This is a genomic window from Bradyrhizobium ingae, from assembly GCF_055791185.1.
This window is the reverse complement of sequence record NZ_JBVUBB010000022.1, coordinates 1-17,075: the sequence shown is the minus strand read 5'-3', so window position 1 is coordinate 17,075 and position 17,075 is coordinate 1. Positions and strand designations below refer to the sequence as shown.

Below are 17,075 nucleotides of genomic sequence, written 5' to 3'. Positions count from 1 at the left end.
CTCTTGGCGCGAGCCCGGAATGACGGGCTGAAACAGCCAGTTTCGCCCCTTCTCCTCCCTCCCGTTAACCTTTTGCTAACCATACACCGGGCAAAAATTGCCGGGTGAAGTCGAGTGTCGTCGGCCGCGTAGAACGGGAGCTCCCGTGGACGCCAGTGCGGTGCCTCACTTTCGGAACGGTGGCCCATCGGCCGCCGCGCAGACGTTTGGCGCGCGTGGGCGCCAATCGCGGGGGGAGGCAGCAACCATGGTCGACGTCACCGCAGGTCAAGGTGTAGGCGCCCCCAAGCCCGGCCTCCCCTCCCTCGCCGAGATCGGCAACATCCTCAAGCGTGGCGACATCGCGCTAGCGCTCGGCATCCTCACCATCCTGGTGGTGCTGATCCTGCCGCTGCCCTCGCTCGTCCTCGACCTCTTCCTGGCGATCTCGATCACGCTTTCGATCCTGATCCTGATGACCTCGCTGTTCATCCAGGCGCCGCTGGAATTCTCCGCCTTCCCGACCATCCTCTTGATCTCGACCATGTTGCGGCTTTCGCTCAACATGGCCTCGACCCGCCTGATCCTGTCGCACGGCCACGAGGGCACGGATGCGGCGGGCCACGTCATCGAAGCCTTCGGCAGCTTCGTGATGGGCGGCAATTTCGTCATCGGCATCATCGTCTTTGCCATCCTGATCATCGTCAACTTCGTCGTCATCACCAAGGGTTCGGGCCGCATCGCCGAGGTCGCGGCGCGCTTCCACCTCGACGCGATGCCCGGCAAGCAGATGGCGATCGACGCAGACCTGTCCGCCGGCCTGATCGACGAGAAGGTCGCCAAGGAGCGACGCAAGGCGCTGGAGGACGAGAGCGGCTTCTTCGGCGCAATGGACGGTGCCTCGAAATTCGTCCGCGGCGACGCCATCGCCGGCCTTCTGATCGTCTTCATCAACGTCGTCGGCGGCATGATCATCGGCGTCGCGCAGCAGGGCCTCTCCTTCGCCGACGCCGGGCGCAGCTACACGCTACTGACCGTCGGCGACGGCCTCGTCACCCAGGTGCCGGCGCTGATCGTCTCGACCGCGGCCGGCCTGCTGGTCTCCAAGGCCGGCGTCTCCGGAGCGGCCGACAAGGCGCTGATGAAGCAGTTCTCCGGCTATCCGCAGGCGCTCGCGATGTCGTCGGCCGTGATGATCGTGCTGGCGATCCTGCCGGGCATCCCGACCATCCCCTTCCTCGCGCTCGGCGCCGGCGCCGGCGCGCTGGCCTGGTCGGCGCGCAACCACAAGCGGACCACCGCACGGGCCGAGGAAGCCGCCAAGGCAGCGCCCACCTCGGGAACGCCGGGCGTGCCCGGCGCCGCCGCGGCCGAGGAGCCCATCTCCGCAGCGCTCAAGATCGACGACCTCAAGATCGAGCTCGGCTATGCGCTTCTGCCGCTGGTCAACGGACCGGACGGCACCGACCGCCTCACCGAGCAGATCAAGGCGCTGCGCCGCTCGCTCGCCATCGAGATGGGATTTGTGATGCCGTCGGTCCGCATCCTCGACAATGTCCAGCTCGAGGCCAACACCTACATCATCAAGATCAAGGAGGTCGACGCGGGCACGGGCAAGATCTGGCCGAACCAGTTCATGGTGATGGATCCCGCAGGCAACCAGGTGCAGGTGCCGGGCATTCACACCACCGAGCCCACATTCGGCCTGCCCGCGACCTGGATCGATGCCAGCCTCAAGGAGGAGGCTTCGCTCAAGGGCTACACCGTGGTGGACGCCGCGACGGTGCTCTCCACCCACCTCACCGAGTTGCTCAAGACGAATATGTCTGACCTATTGTCCTATGGCGAGGTGCAAAAGCTGCTCAAGGAGCTGCCGAAGGAGCAGAGCGAGCTGGTCAAGGACATCGTGCCGAGCCAGGTCACCATATCCGGCATACAGCGCGTGCTGCAACTCCTGCTCGCCGAACGCATCTCAATCCGCGACCTCTCGACCATATTGGAAGGCATCGCCGACTCCCTGGCCTTCTCGCGCAACCCCTCGACCATGGTCGAGCACGTCCGCGCTCGCCTTGCTCGCCAGATCTGCGCGCAGAACACCTCGTTCAACGGTTACCTGCCGCTGATCGCATTGTCTGCGAAGTGGGAGCAAGCCTTTGCCGAATCCATCATCGGCCAGGGCGAGGAACGCAGCCTGGCGATGCAGCCCTCGAAACTCTCGGAGTTCATGACCGCCGTGCGCGAAGCGTTCGAACGTGCGGCGCGCGAGGGCGAGGCGCCGGTGCTGGTCACCTCTGCGGCAATTCGTCCCTTCGTGCGTTCCCTGGTGGAGCGGTTCCGGGCTCAAACCACCGTGCTGTCGCAGGCGGAAATCCATCCGCGGGCGCGGCTGAAAACGGTCGGAAGCATCTGATTTGCCTCTGATTTGCCTGGGTTCCACTCGTGTTTTTTCGCCACAGGCAACTGGTTTTTGTAGTTTCGAGCCAGCCCACTGATTTACCTCGGGAACTCACGCCGCGCCGGCTAACGAATTGACTTAGCTGAATAAATATTCACGAACGTGATGTTTTAGATCGCAGCCGTTCACGTCTTTTCACGCCCTTGTGATCGCCTCTTGGGAACGAAAACGCCCAATACTACGTTGTTGGGCACCGAAGGCATGAACCTCGCCGATGAAGCCGGCGACTACTTCGGTAGATGGCGGCAGGAGGCTTCCATGAACCACTCGATCTACAGCGCGGATCGGTCGACGCATCTCAAGATCGTGGTCGTCGCCCTCGTTGCTGGCATTGCAGTGGCAGGCCTCGGCATCACGGCGCGATCGGGGTCCGATGAAGGCATGACCCAGATCGCCCGCGTCATCAAGGCCGGCAAGCCGGTTGTGATCACCAGTTCGAACGCTTCACTGGTTCGCTGAGGAGATTTGACGGAATTCAAGAATTCACGTGGCTCTTTACCAGCCCCCCAAAGTCGCCATGTGGATATGTAGACGACCCCAACCCCAAGTCGACTACAGAAAGCGCCCGCCCCCCACGGGCGCTTTCTCATGTCTGGGGTGCTGATTGTTTTTGCGGTTGACGGTCGCTTGCTGATCGCACACCGCTTCTCCCCAACTACCGCTGTCATTCCCCGCGAAGGCGGGAAATCCGGTACGCAGCGGCTTTTCCGAATCATCGCTCGGCCTCTGGAATACTGGATCGTTCGCTCCGGTGCGCAATTGCGCACAAGGCGGACGATGACGCCGGAGGAGGCGGCGCGAGCCTGCCACGCGGACGCGCTCATTTCCTCGGCGGCGGCGCCTGCACCGTTGGTGCAGCAGCGTCGAACAAGTCTTCTTTCTTGCCGGTGAGTGGCGGATAGATGCGCTGGTGATTGATGATCTGCTTCGTCGCTTTCGCCGCCGCTCCTGTCGTGCGCACCTCGCGGTCCCAGCCTTCAGTGTAGAGCGCGCCCCAGCCGCCGAGATCGAGCACGGTCACATACCAGTCGATCCGCAGCGGCAGCAGCGGCTGACCGGCGAGATCGGCGACCACATTGTGGCCGGCAAAGCGGCCCATGGGGCGCGCGAACTGGCAGGACATCACGGTCGGATGCAACCCGTCGACCAAGCTGGAAGCGACGTCGCCGGCCGCGAAGACGTTGGCGAGACCGGCAACGCGCATGAAGGGATCAACCAGGATGCGCCCCAGGCGATCTCGTTCGGCCGGCAGCGTCGCGGCGAGTGGGCTCGCGCGCATGCCGGCGCACCAGATCACTGTCTGCGTCGGAATGATTTCGCCGGAGCTCAAGCGGACACCAGCCGCATCCATCGCCTCGACCCGCACACCGAGACGCGTCTCGACATCGAGCGCTGCGAGCGCCTCATTGATGACCGGACGGGCATGCTCGCCGATCGTCGCGCCGACAACCGGATTCGGATCGATCAGGATGATGTGGCCGCCGGCAATGCCGGCGCGTGCGAGCCGGTCCGGCATCTCCGCGGCAACCTCGATGCCGGTGAAGCCGGCGCCGACCACCACGACCGTCGTCCGTCCCTGCGCGCTGCGGCCGAGCGCGGCGAGGTGGGTCTCCAGCCTGACGGCGGCTGCATAAGTGTCGACATCGAACGCATGCTCGGCGAGACCGGAAATATTCGGCCGCGGCGCCTCGCTGCCGAGCGCCAGCACCAGCCGATCATAGGAGAGATTTTCGCGCGCGCCATTCGCGGCGATGGTGACGCTATCCTTCGCGACGTCGACGGCTTCGACGTCGCCAAGCTTGTGATCGACACCAACGGGATCGAGAAGCTGCGACAGCGGAAGCACGACCTCGCTCAGGTCCACCTCGTAATTGCGCACGCGAATGTTGTGATAAGGGTTGCGGTCGACGACGACGATTTCGATGTCGCGGCCAGCCGCACCGATCTCGTCGCGCTTGCGCGCAGCGCCAATGGCCGCCCAAAGGCCCGCGAACCCGGCACCGAGCACGACGATACGCGCCATTCAAGTCCTGTCTGCGCCGCCTACGGTCCCAGCGTCCGCGCCACGCGCACACTCATATAGCTCATCCTGTTCGGCGGGCCAAACCAGAGGCGGGCGGCGGAGCGGCGGGTCTGGAGCGCGCGGCTGAAGGCGCCGCCGCGCAGGACGTGGCCCTTGCAATCATCCGCGGTCCACGCCGAGCCGTCATTCGGCGCGCCGATGTAGTTGTCGTGCCAGCAATCCTCGACCCAGTCGTAGACACCGCCGTGGACCTCGAAGAGGCCGAACGGATTGGCCGATGGCGGCGTGGATGCCGTGGTCGCGTTCGTCACGATACCGATATCGGCGACCAGATTGGCAGCCACGACATCGGCGAGATGCGGATCGTCGCCATTGCCCCACCAGAACGCGGTGGTCGTGCCGCCGCGCGCGACATACTCGCGCTCGGCTTCGCTCAGGAACCGGTAGGGGCGGCCCGTCACTTGCGACAGCCACTGCACGTAGTGGCTGGCTTCCTGCCAGAGGATGCCGGTCACGGGATCGCGCACATGCTCGGCCGGCTCGGTCGAATGAGGATTGCACGCTCTTGCGGCCACGCAGGCGTTCCATTCATCGACGCTGACGGGCCAACGTCCCGCAGCGAAGCGTGGCACCGTCACCAGGTGCTGCGGTCGCTCGTCCTCCGTGCTGCCCATCTCGCTTGCGCTCGCACCCATCATGAAGGTGCCGTCGGGGACGACCACCATCTCGGGGCAACGCGCACATTCCCTGAAGCGATCTTTCGGTCTTAGCGCCGCTTCCTCGCCGCGCGACAATGGCTTCGACAAGCGCATGTCGAGGATCGCCGCATCGGTGCTCGCCAATGCCAGGTTGGTCGGAGCCTGCGCGATCGTTTGCGCCGACGCGAAGGGCGCGGAAAGAGCAGACATCAGCAATGCAAACAGGGCAAACGGCCGGTCAATGAACCCGCCCATGAGACCCTCCCGGTCACGTCAGCGTGACCTTCAAAATGACTTCTTCAAAAAAGCGCTTTGAACACCGACGACGCTCGTCGGCGATCGGCACAATCGCGGGCGAACAGCGCCGCCGCGATTCTCGTCAATCCTAGAATGGTGCGAGATGAATGTTTCAGGCGTGTTTCGCAGCTGCGTGAAAGCAGCTTCGCCGTGAAGATCTTACCGCTTTTGACGGCGACAAAACGTCTCAACTTCACGCGCGGCGTGCGCCGGCGGCGAATTCACGACATGATTGCAGATATCGCCGCGATTACGCCTCGCGCAGGTCTGACGGGGTGGCGCCAAACCGCTTGCGAAATGCGCGGTTGAAATAGGACAGATCCGCAAAGCCCGAGGAATGCGCGATGTCGCTGATCTTGCGTGCGCGCGATCGCGGATCCTGCAGCTGCTTTCGCGCGAGCAGAAGGCGCTGCTCGAGCACGAATTCGGTGAACGTGGTGCCCGCTTGCTCGAACAGGCGCTGCGCCTGGCGCGGGCTGAGGCCCGAGCGTCCTGCGACTTCCGACAGGCTGAGATCGTTGCGGCCGAGCGCCGACATCACGTCGGCGCGCATCAGATCCAGACGCGCGGCGGCGTGGCCGCGGCCGCGGGCAAGCGCGGCATGCTCGGCATCAGTGCCGAGCATGAGACCAACCAGATCGACCATGTGCTGCGCGGTGAGGCACTGACCGACTGCATCGAGATGCGGCGCGTGATTGGCGGCGAGCGCATGATAGCGCGTGATGGTTTCGGCGACCGCGCCGTCGGAGAGGAGTTGCGAGATCTTCTCCTCGGCGCGCGGATTGATCTCGAGCAGCGCGCGGCGCGGCATGCGGATGGTGGTGAAACGATCCTGCTCGGTATGGCCGACCGCGCCGGTGACGCTGAGATCGGCGAGCACCATCTGCGAAGGCGCAAGCTCGAACGTGTGACCGTTCTGCTGGACGCGGACGAGACCCGAATGCGCCGAGATCAGCACGAGGTCGTCGCAGCCATCGGCGAGGCCGCCTTGCGTGCGCGAGAATTGCGCGGACGCGCCTTCGGGAATCCCTAGCACGATGTTGCCGACCAGGCTGACCTGCAGTCGACAATCGATGCTATCGCCGCGGCTCGGCGCGACGTCGAGCCCGCACGATCCGAAGGCACGCTCACGCCAGTGCTCGAATGCCGGGCCGCGCGGCAACCCCGTGTACTGATGAATGAAGATGCCCGGCGGCTTCGCTGGATCCGGCATTCGATATCTCTCGCCCCTTCACTCCGGCACGAACCGCGCCGGCACAGCCAAATTGCGCGGATTTGACGCAGCGAAACGGAAGAAGGTTCAAATGGGGCGCTGGAGACCGCTCGAATTGTCGGGACGCGACGGAAAGATGGACCATGGCGACATCGCGGGCTGGATAACTACAGGCTCAGCCATTGCGAGTGTGGAAGGCGCGCTTGTCGCACTCTCGCTGTCATCGCCCGCCTTGTGCGCAATTGCGCACTGGGCGGGCGATCCAGTATTCTAGAGGCAGTGAAGGGATACGGAGACGCCGCGGCGTACTGGATTTCCCGCTTGCCGCCTACGCTGAAGCTTCGGCGAGCCAAGACCTCATGCCCCGGCGAAGCCCGGGCGTAGTCGGGTCGCGGGGAACGACGGCGGTGGATAGGGTAGCGTGTAGCGCGATCGACGGCGTCACTACTTCTTCGCGCCGGCCGGCGCCTGCGGCTGGGACGGCACCGTCTCGATCAGCTTGCCGGAGAATACCGGCGCGGATGTCGGCTGGCCGCTGGGCGAGCCGCCGGCAGGCTCGACGGTGACGGCGTAGGTGGCGCCATTGATGACGTCGGCATCGTAGCCGGCGAGCACCGGACGCGCGGTGAAGTCGCCATTGTTGATCACGCCGAGCGAGCGCGGACGCGGCAGCTTGTCGGAGATCAGCCAGAGCTCAAAGCTCTTGCCCGGCTCCGGCGTGGCGCCCACTTTACGCACAGTGAAGTTTCTGGTCGCGCCATCGATGGTGAGGATGAAGGCGGGGCCGCCGCCCTGCCCCTGCAACAGCGCGACATATTGCGATGATGGCGTAAGCGGCGCGGCAGGCGTCTTCACCTCGACGGTCTGAATCCGCGGCGCAGGACGCAGCGCGCCAGGCAGCGCATCGGGGCGCAGAATCTGAAGCGACAGCACAACAAGGAGCGCAGCGGCAAGCGCGCCGATGGCGGACGCGATGCTGCGCCAGCGCTTCACGCGGCCTTCGAGATAGATGACGTTGGTGTCGTCGACGATCGGCACCTGCGAAACGGTGAAATCGGGCGCATGGACTTGCGGCACGAATTGCGGCGCGACGTCGGGTGCAGCTTCCGGCTCGACCGGCGGCCCGGGCGCCTCCGGCAATGGAGGCGTCGGCGTCTCAGGCAATGGAGGCGTCGGCTCCTGAGGCACCGCCTGCGCCTCCTCCGTTGCCCGGATCGGCGCGATCGCAGCCTTGATGTTTTCCCACACGATCGGCCGCGGCTCGACCGAGCCGACCATCTGGTTCAACGCACCCAGCCGGAGTTGCCAGGCCTGCACGAGGTCGGCGAACTCGGTGTCGACCGCCATCATGGTCTCGACCTGCACACGCTCGTCGACATCGAGTGTGCCGAGCGCATATTCCGCGGCGAGCGCGATATGGTCTTCAGTGTAGGCCATCACCGTCCTTCACCTCTTCCCGATGGGGGGAGGTGGACCGTCATTGTTGCGCTAGCTCGTGCCATTCTCATCATCTAGAGTCCAAGGCACTCCCGGATATCCATCATGCTGCGCCTCAGCCACGTTTTCACCGTGTTGACGGGCGCAGAGAACTTCTCCGCCAGCTGCTCGCGGCTCCAGCCGTTATAGTAGGCGAGAAGCACGAGCTTCTGGCGGTCCGGCTCGAGCCGACCAACACATTCCAGGAGCCGCTTAAGCTCCTCCGTCATCTCGCGCCGCGCGAGCGGATCGGGGCTGTCGGCGGCAACCGCCATCGCCTGGGGCTCCTCCTCGATCGAGGCTTCGGTCTTCTTGCGCACCAGGTCGATGGCGCGGTTGCGCGCGATCGACGCCATCCACGTGATCGGCGAGGACAGCGCCGGATTGAACTGGCTCGCGCTGTTCCAGATCTTGACGTAGGTCTCCTGAATGACCTCCTCTGCGAGATCCTGTCGGCGCAAGATACGGAGCACGACGCCATAGAGTTTCGCGCGCGTGGCGCCGTAGAGGCGTTCGAAAGCCGCCTCGTCGCCCTTCGCCACCGCTGCGATCAGCCAGACCAGATCTGCTGGCGTCAGCATTCAGTCCCCCAACGCGCGCCGCCCCGCCGCTTTCCCGCGAGGCTCCTGCATCCCCATCACCTTAGCGCGCAGCAAAGCTCGCCACCAAGGGGGCCGAGCGCCGCGCTGTGGACATCACATGCGAAAAACCCGGACCTTTTGGGGTCCGGGCTAACGTGTTTCCCTGGCTGGCGGCTTCGAGCGCCTTAGGCGATGGCGCCCATGCGGGCGCGCATCAGGCCGATGCTGTCGAGATCGGCCTGCTCGCGGGCGCTTTCCTCGGCGCGCTCGCGCGCCTGGTCGCGCTCGTCCAGGAGCTCGACCTTCTTCAATTCCTCGAAAGCCTCGGCGAGCGCCGCCTTGGCCTCTTCGAGCTGGCCCTTCAGCTCATCGGCCGAGCGGGTCAGGTTCTCGCGGCGCTGGATGGCGGCCTTGGCATAGGTCGGATAGGCGAAATGCGAGGGATCGTTGATCCCCGCGCGCTCCTGCTCGGTCAGGATCTCGCGCTCGAGATCGACAGACATGCGCTGGAAGTCCGCGATCATGCTCTCGATCTGGGTGACCCTGCGGCGCTTCTCGTCGACCTGAAATTTCTTCAGGCGAATGAGCGTTTCACGTGACTTCATCGACTCGTACTCCCCAGAAGTCCCCTAGCTGCACGTGGGACAACACCGGTCTCCCCGATCCCGAAATTGGGCCCCGACCGGCTCTGCTACTCTGTGAAGCGGATGATGGCCTGACAAAGTTAGCGTTCCGTTTCCAAATTCTGGAGGATTTGGGCCAACTGGCGGTAGCCGTCCGCCAAACCGGCACTTTCGTCCTTGCGCTGGCGCAGGAACGCCTCCAGGGGCTCGTGGAGGCGGATCGCCTCGTCAACCTCCGGGCTGGACCCGGCCCGGTAGGCGCCCAGCCGGATCAGTTCCTCCATGTCGGCATAGGTCGCCATGACCTGGCGGGCCTTCTGGATGGTCGGCCAGAACTGCGGGTCGGCCGACTTGGGCATGGTGCGGGAGACGGATTTGAGGATGTTGATGGCGGGGTAGCGCCCGCGCTCGGCGATCGAGCGCTGCATCACGATATGACCGTCGAGGATGCCGCGGACGGCATCCGCGATCGGCTCGTTGTGGTCGTCGCCGTCGACCAGCACCGTGAAGATCGCGGTGATGGCACCAACTCCCATGCCGGGACCGGCGCGCTCGAGGAGCTTCGGCAGTTCGGTGAAGACGGTCGGCGTATAGCCCTTGGCGGTCGGCGGCTCGCCGGCGGAGAGGCCGATCTCGCGCTGCGCCATCGCAAAGCGCGTCACGGAGTCCATCAGGCACAGCACGTCCTGATCCTCGTCGCGAAAATACTCGGCGATTGCAAGCGTCAGATACGCCGCCTGCCTTCGCATCAAGGCCGGCTCGTCTGAGGTCGCGACCACGACGACGGAGCGCGCCAGGCCCTCCTCGCCAAGGTCGTCCTGCAAGAATTCCTGCACCTCGCGGCCGCGTTCGCCGATCAGGCCGATGACACTGACATCGGCATCGACGTTGCGCGCGAGCATCGACAGCAGCACGGATTTGCCGACGCCGGAGCCGGCAAAGATACCCATGCGCTGGCCGCGGCAGCAGGTCAGGAACGTGTTGAGCGCGCGCACGCCGAGATCGAGCGGGCTACCTACGCGCTTCCGCGAATGCGCCGGCGGCGGCGAATTGCGGAACGGCATTGGCGAGCTGCCCTGCAGCAGCGGCCCCTTGCCGTCGATCGGCTCGCCCAGCGCATTGACGACGCGGCCGAGCCAGGCCGCCGATGGCCGCACCTGGTTGGCGGCATTCGCGATCACAGCCTTGCAGCCGCGACGCACGCCTTCCAGGCCGGCGAACGGCATCACGACAGCGTTGTTGCCGGAAAAGCCGATCACCTCGCAGGGAATGAAACGGTTCGCGCCGGTTTCGATCACGAGCCGCGCGCCGACCGACATCGCGTGAATGGGGCCGGCAACCTCGACCATCAGGCCACGCACGCCGACGACGCGGCCGTATATATTGACGCCGTCGATATCCCCGATCTGCTCGGCAAGCGCCTTCATGACTCAGCCTTCATTCGGGTCCTTCATGACGAAACCCTTAAATTTCGCCACATTTCTGAACGGCGCTTAACTTCGTGTTTACCCGCATCATTAATCATTGCGTCACTGTCTTTGTGACTGAGCGCCTGCCCGACAGAAGAAGGGGAGTCGCGAGAGTCGGTTAGACCCGTCTCTTAAAGTGGAACTTGAACGGAACCGGGTGACGAAAACTGCTTCTGCGCAACATCTTAGGGCGATTCGACAAAAATTGCACCGCGAGCTCTTGCGTTCCAGAATCAGACTTTGTTAACCATGTGACGTCAGGATCCGAATCAGTTGTTCAAAGGCGTTTTGTTGAGTGCCGCGAATGCGGCCGACCTGACGCCCGGAGCGGCGACTATGGGGAACTGGCATGCGCGTTTTGCTGATAGAAGATGACAGCGCCGTCGCGCAGTCGATCGAGCTGATGCTGAAGTCTGAAAGCTTCAACGTCTATACGACCGACCTGGGGGAAGAGGGCGTCGATCTCGGTAAGCTATACGATTACGACATTATTCTTCTCGACCTCAACCTGCCCGACATGTCCGGCTACGACGTGCTCAAGCAGCTCCGGGTCTCCAAGATCAAAACACCGATTCTGATCCTCTCCGGCCTCGCCGGCATCGAGGATAAGGTCAAGGGTCTCGGCGTCGGCGCCGACGACTACATGACCAAGCCCTTCCACAAGGACGAGCTGGTTGCCCGCATCCACGCCATCGTGCGCCGCTCCAAGGGCCATGCCCAGTCGGTCATCCAGACCGGCGACCTCGTCGTCAATCTCGACACCAAGACGGTGGAAGTCGGCGGCCAGCGCGTGCATCTGACCGGCAAGGAATACCAGATGCTGGAGCTGCTCTCGCTTCGCAAGGGCACCACGCTCACCAAGGAAATGTTCCTCAACCACCTCTATGGCGGCATGGACGAGCCGGAGCTGAAGATCATCGACGTCTTCATCTGCAAGCTCCGCAAGAAGCTCGCCAACGCTTCCGAAGGCCGCAACTTCATCGAGACCGTGTGGGGCCGCGGCTATGTGCTGCGCGAGCCGCACGAGGCCGACGAGCGCATCCCCGCCTGATCTTCCTTCTGCCGCGAGCTCTTTCGGCTCGCTCCTCCCCGACCGGACCCCGCCGCAAATGGCGGGGTTTTCGTTTTTGGGGACACGAACACAGTTTCATCCCCCTCCAACCGTTGAACCGGTATCGTCTGCCTGCCGACGAATACTGGCCTGACACCCGGGGGAAAGATGATCCTGCAATCGCTTGCTGGCCTGCCGGCCTTCCTGGTCTATTTCTGCACCGGGCTGGTGGCGATCGTGGCCTATCTGTTCGTCTACACCCGCATCACGCCGCACAACGAATTCCAGCTCATCCGCGACAATGACTCCGCCGCAGCGATCGCGCTGGGGCTGAGCCTGCTCGGCTTCGTCGCTCCGCTGTTCAGTGCGATCGCCCATTCGGCCAATGTGGTGGACTGCCTGATCTGGGCGCTCATCGCGCTGATCGTCCAGGTCGTCGTGTTCTATGTCGTGAAGATCCCCGTGCCGAACCTGTCGGCGCGGATCGCAGCGGGCGACATGGCGCCTGCGATCTGGCTCGGCCTGTCCTCGCTCGCCGCAGGCCTGCTCAACGCCGCCTGCATGATCTACTGACCATGGCCGAGAAGCGCCCCAACAAGGATTTCGGCAAGCGCCGGCCACAGCCCTTGCCGCTGCCGCCAAAGGAGCCGGTCAAGCGGTCCGGCCATGTCGCGCTGCTGGTGATGGGCACGATCGCGGTGGGCACCACCGCCTACACGCTGATGCCGCGGCAGAACTGCGATCCGCCCGCGCCTGGCGTGGCGGCGCCGGCACAACCCAACACGGCCTGCACCAGCCGAAGCTCGTCCGGCGGCGGCGGCCATTGGTCGTCGCGCTCGAGCTTCTACAGCAGCGACTCCTCGAGCCATTCCTCATCCGGCGGCTCGTCCGACTCGGGCTCTGGCGGCGTGACCCGGGGCGGCTTCGGCTCGTTCGCACATGCCTTCGGCTTCTCGGGGAGCGGATAACTCAAGCCAAGTTTTGAATTCACCGCCTTTGGCCGCTCTGCTTAACTGGCGTCGGGAGGAAGCGACATGAAACGTTCGCGACGGGTCGTGCTGACCTTGATGGGCAGCGCCGCGGTCGGCGCGGTCTCGATGGGATTTGTGCGGCGGCCCTATGATTGTGGACCGGGGATGGCGGCCGTTCCCGGCATCGACGGACAACCCTATTGCCGTCCCGCCACCTATGGCGGCTTCGGCGGCACGCTGCATGTCGTCCATGGACACGGTGGCCATGGTCACGGCCATGGCGGCGGCTAACGCATGCAGCGCATCGTCTGTCCCGAGCGCGACGACTGGGAGCAAACCGCGCAGCAATGCGGCTTCGACTTCCATACCATCGACGGCGAACGCTATTGGGATGAGCGCGCCTATTACGCCTTCACGCTCGACGAGATCGAGCGCGGGATCGAAACGCCGACCGGCGAGATCGACGCGATGTGCATCGAGCTCGCCGGTCGCATCATCAACGATGAGCGGCTGCTTGCGCGGCTGAAGATTCCGGAAGCCTTCTGGGACCTGATCGCCGAGAGCTGGGAGCGCGACGACCGCAGCCTCTACGGCCGGCTCGACCTGAAGTTCGACGGCAAGTCGCCGGCCAAGCTGCTCGAATACAACGCCGATACCCCGACCTCGATCTTCGAGGCCGCGGTGTTTCAATGGACCTGGCTCGAACAGGCAATCGAGCGGCGCATCATCCCGGCGCGCGCTGACCAGTTCAACTCCATCCATGAGCGGCTGATCGAGGCCTGGAAGACGGTCGCAGCAGGCCGGCACCTGCATCTCACCGGCACGACCGGCAACGAAGAGGACGCCGGCACGCTCGCTTATCTCGAAGACACCGCGCGCCAGGCGGGGCTTTCGACGACGCTGCTCGACATCGAGGAAATCGGCTGGCGCGACAAGGATGGCGGTTTCGTCGATCTTGACGACCGCGACATTGCGCTCGCCTTCAAGCTCTACCCCTGGGAATGGATGTTCCACGACGCCTTCGGCGCCAAGCTCAAGGAGGCGCTGACGCGCTGGATCGAGCCGCCGTGGAAGGCGGTGCTTTCGAACAAGGGCATGCTGCCGCTGCTGTGGGAGATGTTTCCGAACCATCCCAACCTGCTGCCCGCCTTCTTCGAGGATGACCCGCGCGCGGCCGAGCTCGGCAGCTCCTATGTGCGCAAGCCGCTATTGTCGCGCGAAGGCGCCAACGTCACGCTCGTCTCCGGCGGCGTTCCGCTCGACGAGCATGCGGGCCCCTACGGGGCCGAGGGCTTCATCCACCAGGCCCTCTCGCCATTGCCGAATTTCTCCGGCTTCTATCCCGTGGTTGGAAGCTGGCTCGTCAACCGCGAGCCCTGCGGACTATCAATTCGCGAAGACGAAAGTCCGATCACCGGCAACAGCTCACGCTTTTTGCCGCACGCAATTTTGTGAGACCCCGTCATTCCGGGGCTCGGCGCTGGCGCGCCGCCCCGGACTGACGAGAGCAGAGACCTCACCGCGCCGCGGCGATCCTCATGCCTGCGAGCATCGGCGCACCGGCCGGACGCGCGCCACGCGCCGGGTTGCGCTGATAGAGGCCGCGGCGGTCAGCGACGGGACGGAAGGCGTCGGTGATGCCGACCACTGACTCGGCGGCGCCGAGCAGCAAGGTGCCATCCGCCTCGAGGCTCTTCGCCATGCGCTCGAAGATCACCGCCTTGGTGTCCTGGTCGAAATAGATCAGCACGTTGCGGCAGAAGATCACGTCGAAGGTGCCGAGATGCGAGAAGTCCTGGAGCAAATTGAGCTGGCGGAACTGCACCATGGAGCGCACGTCCGCATTGAGCTGCCAGATATCCCCGGACTGGGTGAAGTATTTCACCAGCAGCTGGATCGGCAGGCCGCGCTGCACCTCGAACTGGCTGTAGACGCCAGCCTTCGATTTCTCCAGCACCTCCTGCGACAGATCGGTCGCGACGATCTCGATGCGCCAGCCGGCGAGCGCGGCGCCCTTCTCCTTCAGGCACATCGCGATTGAATAGGGCTCCTGCCCGGTCGACGAAGCCGCCGACCAGATGCGCAGGCTTTTGCGCGCCGCGCGCGCCTGGATCAGGCCCGGCAGGATGGTATCGCGCAGATGATCGAACGGAATCTTGTCGCGAAAGAAGAAGGTCTCATTGGTGGTCATCGCCTCGACCACGTCGGTCGCAAGCTTGCCGTCGCCGTTCTTGATCTTCTGCACGAGATCGGGAATGGCGGCGAGGCCGGCCTTGCGCGCGAGCGGCATCAGACGGCTCTCGACCAGATACGTCTTGTCGGCAGAGAGATCGAGGCCCGAGCGCTCCTTCAGGAATTTGCGCAGATATTCGTAGTCCAGCGGCGTCACGAGCGGTCTCCCGAAAACAGCCGATTGACCTTCGGCGCAATCTGATTGAGCGGCAGGATCGCGGCGCAGATGCCGGCATTCGCGGCCGCACCGGGCATGCCCCACACCACGCTGGTGGCTTCGTCCTGGGCGATCACGCTGCCGCCGGCGGCGACGATGTCCTTGCCGCCGCGCATGCCGTCCGAGCCCATGCCCGTGAGGATCACCGCCAGAATGCCGCCATGCCAGAGATCGATGGCGGAAGTGAAGAGCGGATCGACCGCAGGTTTGCAGAAATTCACCGCAGGTCCGTCGTCGAGCGCAATCGCGGGCTCAGCGCCGCTCCGCACCACGCGCATGTGCTTGCCGCCCGGTGCGAGATAGATCTGGCCCGGCTTCACCGCCTCGCCATCGATCGCCTCATGCGCGGGCCTGCGGCTCGAACGCGCCAGGTGCTCGGCGAGAATCGTGGTGAAGGTCGGCGGCATGTGCTGGGTAATCAGCACCGGGAAGCGGTCGATCACCGGGCCGAGGTCGGTCACCAGCGACATCAGCGCCTGCGGGCCGCCGGTCGAGGAGCCGATCAGAAGTACCTTTGGCATCTGTGTCGAAAAGGAACGCTTGGCGAGTGAGGACGCCGATGCAGCAGGTGCGACCGGTGCCGGTGCCGCAGGGCGCGCGATCGGTTCGCGGGCAGGCGGAGCCGGACTTACGGGCGCGAGCGACGGGCTTGCGACCGCCGACTTCCTCCGCAGCCGCGCGCCGAGATGACGGATCTTCTGGATCAGGTCATGATGAAAGATGTCGGCGGCGGAGGCCTCGCGGGTCGATTCCGGCTTCGGAATGTAGTCGGCTGCGCCTAGCGAGAGCGCCTTGAAGCTGATCTCCGCGTTACGGCGGGTCAGCGTCGAGGCCATGATGATGACGAGGTCGCGCTTCTTCGCGAGCAACTGCGGCAGCGCCGAGAGGCCGTCGAGCTCGGGCATTTCGATGTCGAGCACGGCGACATCGGGGTTGATACGTTCGAGCTGGTTGACCGCCTCAAGTCCGGTGCGCAAGGAGGCTGCGACTTCCATGTCCTGCTCGGTGCCGATCCAGCGCGAGATCAGGCCGCGGATGACAACGGAATCGTCTACGATCATCACGCGCAGCGGCCCTTCTCGCGACGGGCTCATGGTCGAACTGCCTGCGAACGCAACACTCATTACTCACCAACTCAGACTGAAACGGTTCAGTTGAAAACAAACGCCGAAGGATCCGTCCAGCCCTCGGACAGTACGGTCAGATCAGGCCGACCTCCTGGAATTTCGCCGTCACGATGTCCTTGTCGAAGGGCTTCATGATGTATTCGTTGGCGCCGGCATGCAGCGCACGCGCGATGTGCGCGACATCGTTCTCGGTGGTGCAGAACACCACCTTGGGCTGGTCGCCGCCGGGCATGCGGCGGAGATGGCCGAGGAATTCGTAGCCGTCCATGATCGGCATGTTCCAGTCGAGCAGCACTGCGTCGGGCAGCCCGCGCTTGCAGGCTTCCAGCGCCTTCTCGCCGTCCTCGGCCTCGAGGATCTGGAAGTCGAGGCCTTCCAGAATGCGGCGCGCAACCTTGCGGATGACACTGGAGTCATCAACGACGAGACACGTTCTCATGTGAGCCTCTACTTCCTGTCCCCCAAAGGGATCCTTCCAATTACAGATCGGTCGGCGGTCCGACCGTCGTCGTCTCAAGCCGCCATCATCTCAGGCGCGAGCTCGAGGACGCGATCGACGTCGAGGACGACCATGAGCTGGCCGTCGAGGCGGTGGACGCCGCCGGCAAGCTTGGCCATGCGGGGGTCGAGGTTGACGGGGTTCTCCTCCTTGCCGTCCTCGGG

At 64.4% G+C, this 17,075-nt stretch carries 17 protein-coding genes and 1 pseudogene; 7 read left to right on the top strand and 11 right to left on the bottom strand.

Annotated features, from left to right (window positions below; translation table 11 throughout):
- The first annotated feature begins 247 nt into the window (after positions 1-247).
- Both flhA and ACV1FX_RS26755 read left to right on the top strand, forming a co-directional pair.
- The gene (gene flhA / locus ACV1FX_RS26760) at positions 248-2,389 is read left to right on the top strand and encodes a flagellar biosynthesis protein FlhA (RefSeq protein ID WP_473120562.1); all 2,142 of its coding nucleotides are present in this window, start codon (positions 248-250) and stop codon (positions 2,387-2,389) included.
- Between the two features lie 303 nt (positions 2,390-2,692).
- Positions 2,693-2,893: a hypothetical protein gene (locus ACV1FX_RS26755; protein WP_473120651.1), complete on the top strand. Its 201-nt coding sequence runs from the start codon at positions 2,693-2,695 to the stop codon at positions 2,891-2,893.
- Between the two features lie 361 nt (positions 2,894-3,254).
- On the opposite strand, the gene ACV1FX_RS26750 is transcribed toward ACV1FX_RS26755, so the two are convergent.
- The 7 genes from ACV1FX_RS26750 to fliI form a co-directional block, all read right to left on the bottom strand.
- Positions 3,255-4,457, bottom strand: coding sequence for an NAD(P)/FAD-dependent oxidoreductase (locus ACV1FX_RS26750; RefSeq protein ID WP_473120561.1), 1,203 nt, complete (start codon positions 4,455-4,457; stop codon positions 3,255-3,257).
- A 20-nt stretch (positions 4,458-4,477) separates the two neighbouring features.
- Positions 4,478-5,410 carry a formylglycine-generating enzyme family protein gene (locus ACV1FX_RS26745; protein ID WP_473120560.1) on the bottom strand — a complete coding sequence of 311 codons (933 nt, stop codon included), beginning with the start codon at positions 5,408-5,410 and terminating at the stop codon, positions 4,478-4,480.
- A gap of 292 nt (positions 5,411-5,702) precedes the next feature.
- Positions 5,703-6,665, bottom strand: coding sequence for a helix-turn-helix transcriptional regulator (locus ACV1FX_RS26740; protein ID WP_473120559.1), 963 nt, complete (start codon positions 6,663-6,665; stop codon positions 5,703-5,705).
- Between the two features lie 444 nt (positions 6,666-7,109).
- Positions 7,110-8,102: an anti-sigma factor gene (locus ACV1FX_RS26735; RefSeq protein WP_473120558.1), complete on the bottom strand. Its 993-nt coding sequence runs from the start codon at positions 8,100-8,102 to the stop codon at positions 7,110-7,112.
- Positions 8,103-8,176: 74 nt separating this feature from the next.
- Positions 8,177-8,722: a sigma-70 family RNA polymerase sigma factor gene (locus tag ACV1FX_RS26730; RefSeq protein ID WP_473120557.1), complete on the bottom strand. Its 546-nt coding sequence runs from the start codon at positions 8,720-8,722 to the stop codon at positions 8,177-8,179.
- 185 nt (positions 8,723-8,907) lie between these two features.
- Entirely contained in the window at positions 8,908-9,327 is a 420-nt protein-coding gene (gene fliJ / locus ACV1FX_RS26725) for a flagellar export protein FliJ (protein WP_473120556.1), read from the bottom strand.
- 119 nt (positions 9,328-9,446) lie between these two features.
- A complete protein-coding gene (gene fliI / locus ACV1FX_RS26720; protein ID WP_284269950.1) occupies positions 9,447-10,772 on the bottom strand; it encodes a flagellar protein export ATPase FliI in 1,326 nt (441 codons plus the stop codon).
- Between the two features lie 391 nt (positions 10,773-11,163).
- Here fliI and ctrA point away from each other — a divergent pair, with 391 nt between their 5' ends.
- The 5 genes from ctrA to ACV1FX_RS26695 all read left to right on the top strand — a co-directional run bounded on the left by ctrA (position 11,164) and on the right by ACV1FX_RS26695 (position 14,291).
- Complete coding sequence (gene ctrA, locus ACV1FX_RS26715) at positions 11,164-11,865, top strand: response regulator transcription factor CtrA (protein ID WP_016848562.1); 702 nt, start codon at positions 11,164-11,166, stop codon at positions 11,863-11,865.
- 168 nt (positions 11,866-12,033) lie between these two features.
- Positions 12,034-12,438, top strand: a complete 405-nt coding sequence (locus ACV1FX_RS26710; RefSeq protein WP_473120555.1) for a DUF350 domain-containing protein — start codon at positions 12,034-12,036, stop codon at positions 12,436-12,438.
- 2 nt (positions 12,439-12,440) lie between these two features.
- Complete coding sequence (locus ACV1FX_RS26705) at positions 12,441-12,833, top strand: hypothetical protein (RefSeq protein WP_473120554.1); 393 nt, start codon at positions 12,441-12,443, stop codon at positions 12,831-12,833.
- A 66-nt stretch (positions 12,834-12,899) separates the two neighbouring features.
- Complete coding sequence (locus tag ACV1FX_RS26700) at positions 12,900-13,127, top strand: hypothetical protein (protein ID WP_473120553.1); 228 nt, start codon at positions 12,900-12,902, stop codon at positions 13,125-13,127.
- A gap of 3 nt (positions 13,128-13,130) precedes the next feature.
- Positions 13,131-14,291, top strand: a complete 1,161-nt coding sequence (locus tag ACV1FX_RS26695; protein ID WP_473120552.1) for a glutathionylspermidine synthase family protein — start codon at positions 13,131-13,133, stop codon at positions 14,289-14,291.
- A 61-nt stretch (positions 14,292-14,352) separates the two neighbouring features.
- Here the strand turns inward: ACV1FX_RS26695 and ACV1FX_RS26690 are convergent, their stop codons facing one another.
- From ACV1FX_RS26690 to ACV1FX_RS26675, 4 genes and pseudogenes are all read right to left on the bottom strand, one after another.
- Positions 14,353-15,225, bottom strand: a complete 873-nt coding sequence (locus ACV1FX_RS26690; protein WP_473120551.1) for a CheR family methyltransferase — start codon at positions 15,223-15,225, stop codon at positions 14,353-14,355.
- On the bottom strand, positions 15,222-16,409 hold the full coding sequence (locus tag ACV1FX_RS26685; protein ID WP_473120550.1) for a protein-glutamate methylesterase/protein-glutamine glutaminase: 1,188 nt from the start codon (positions 16,407-16,409) through the stop codon (positions 15,222-15,224). The genes ACV1FX_RS26690 and ACV1FX_RS26685 overlap by 4 nt, the downstream gene beginning before the upstream one ends.
- Before the next feature lie 76 nt (positions 16,410-16,485).
- Positions 16,486-16,851 carry a response regulator gene (locus ACV1FX_RS26680; RefSeq protein WP_008138864.1) on the bottom strand — a complete coding sequence of 122 codons (366 nt, stop codon included), beginning with the start codon at positions 16,849-16,851 and terminating at the stop codon, positions 16,486-16,488.
- A gap of 74 nt (positions 16,852-16,925) precedes the next feature.
- Positions 16,926-17,075: pseudogene (locus tag ACV1FX_RS26675) on the bottom strand (chemotaxis protein CheW); the annotation flags it as partial.

What these genes read in the sequence shown, in the direction of transcription:
- fliI (WP_284269950.1), bottom strand. Translation starts at nt 10,772, where the DNA reads ATGAAGGCGCTTGCCGAGCAGATCGGGGATATCGACGGCGTCAATATA.
- ACV1FX_RS26700 (WP_473120553.1), top strand. Translation starts at nt 12,900, where the DNA reads ATGAAACGTTCGCGACGGGTCGTGCTGACCTTGATGGGCAGCGCCGCG.
- ACV1FX_RS26695 (WP_473120552.1), top strand. Translation starts at nt 13,131, where the DNA reads ATGCAGCGCATCGTCTGTCCCGAGCGCGACGACTGGGAGCAAACCGCG.
- ACV1FX_RS26750 (WP_473120561.1), bottom strand. Translation starts at nt 4,457, where the DNA reads ATGGCGCGTATCGTCGTGCTCGGTGCCGGGTTCGCGGGCCTTTGGGCG.
- ACV1FX_RS26680 (WP_008138864.1), bottom strand. Translation starts at nt 16,851, where the DNA reads ATGAGAACGTGTCTCGTCGTTGATGACTCCAGTGTCATCCGCAAGGTT.
- ACV1FX_RS26710 (WP_473120555.1), top strand. Translation starts at nt 12,034, where the DNA reads ATGATCCTGCAATCGCTTGCTGGCCTGCCGGCCTTCCTGGTCTATTTC.
- ACV1FX_RS26685 (WP_473120550.1), bottom strand. Translation starts at nt 16,409, where the DNA reads ATGAGTGTTGCGTTCGCAGGCAGTTCGACCATGAGCCCGTCGCGAGAA.
- ACV1FX_RS26705 (WP_473120554.1), top strand. Translation starts at nt 12,441, where the DNA reads ATGGCCGAGAAGCGCCCCAACAAGGATTTCGGCAAGCGCCGGCCACAG.
- ACV1FX_RS26745 (WP_473120560.1), bottom strand. Translation starts at nt 5,410, where the DNA reads ATGGGCGGGTTCATTGACCGGCCGTTTGCCCTGTTTGCATTGCTGATG.
- flhA (WP_473120562.1), top strand. Translation starts at nt 248, where the DNA reads ATGGTCGACGTCACCGCAGGTCAAGGTGTAGGCGCCCCCAAGCCCGGC.
- ACV1FX_RS26730 (WP_473120557.1), bottom strand. Translation starts at nt 8,722, where the DNA reads ATGCTGACGCCAGCAGATCTGGTCTGGCTGATCGCAGCGGTGGCGAAG.
- ACV1FX_RS26735 (WP_473120558.1), bottom strand. Translation starts at nt 8,102, where the DNA reads ATGGCCTACACTGAAGACCATATCGCGCTCGCCGCGGAATATGCGCTC.
- ctrA (WP_016848562.1), top strand. Translation starts at nt 11,164, where the DNA reads ATGCGCGTTTTGCTGATAGAAGATGACAGCGCCGTCGCGCAGTCGATC.
- ACV1FX_RS26755 (WP_473120651.1), top strand. Translation starts at nt 2,693, where the DNA reads ATGAACCACTCGATCTACAGCGCGGATCGGTCGACGCATCTCAAGATC.
- fliJ (WP_473120556.1), bottom strand. Translation starts at nt 9,327, where the DNA reads ATGAAGTCACGTGAAACGCTCATTCGCCTGAAGAAATTTCAGGTCGAC.
- ACV1FX_RS26740 (WP_473120559.1), bottom strand. Translation starts at nt 6,665, where the DNA reads ATGCCGGATCCAGCGAAGCCGCCGGGCATCTTCATTCATCAGTACACG.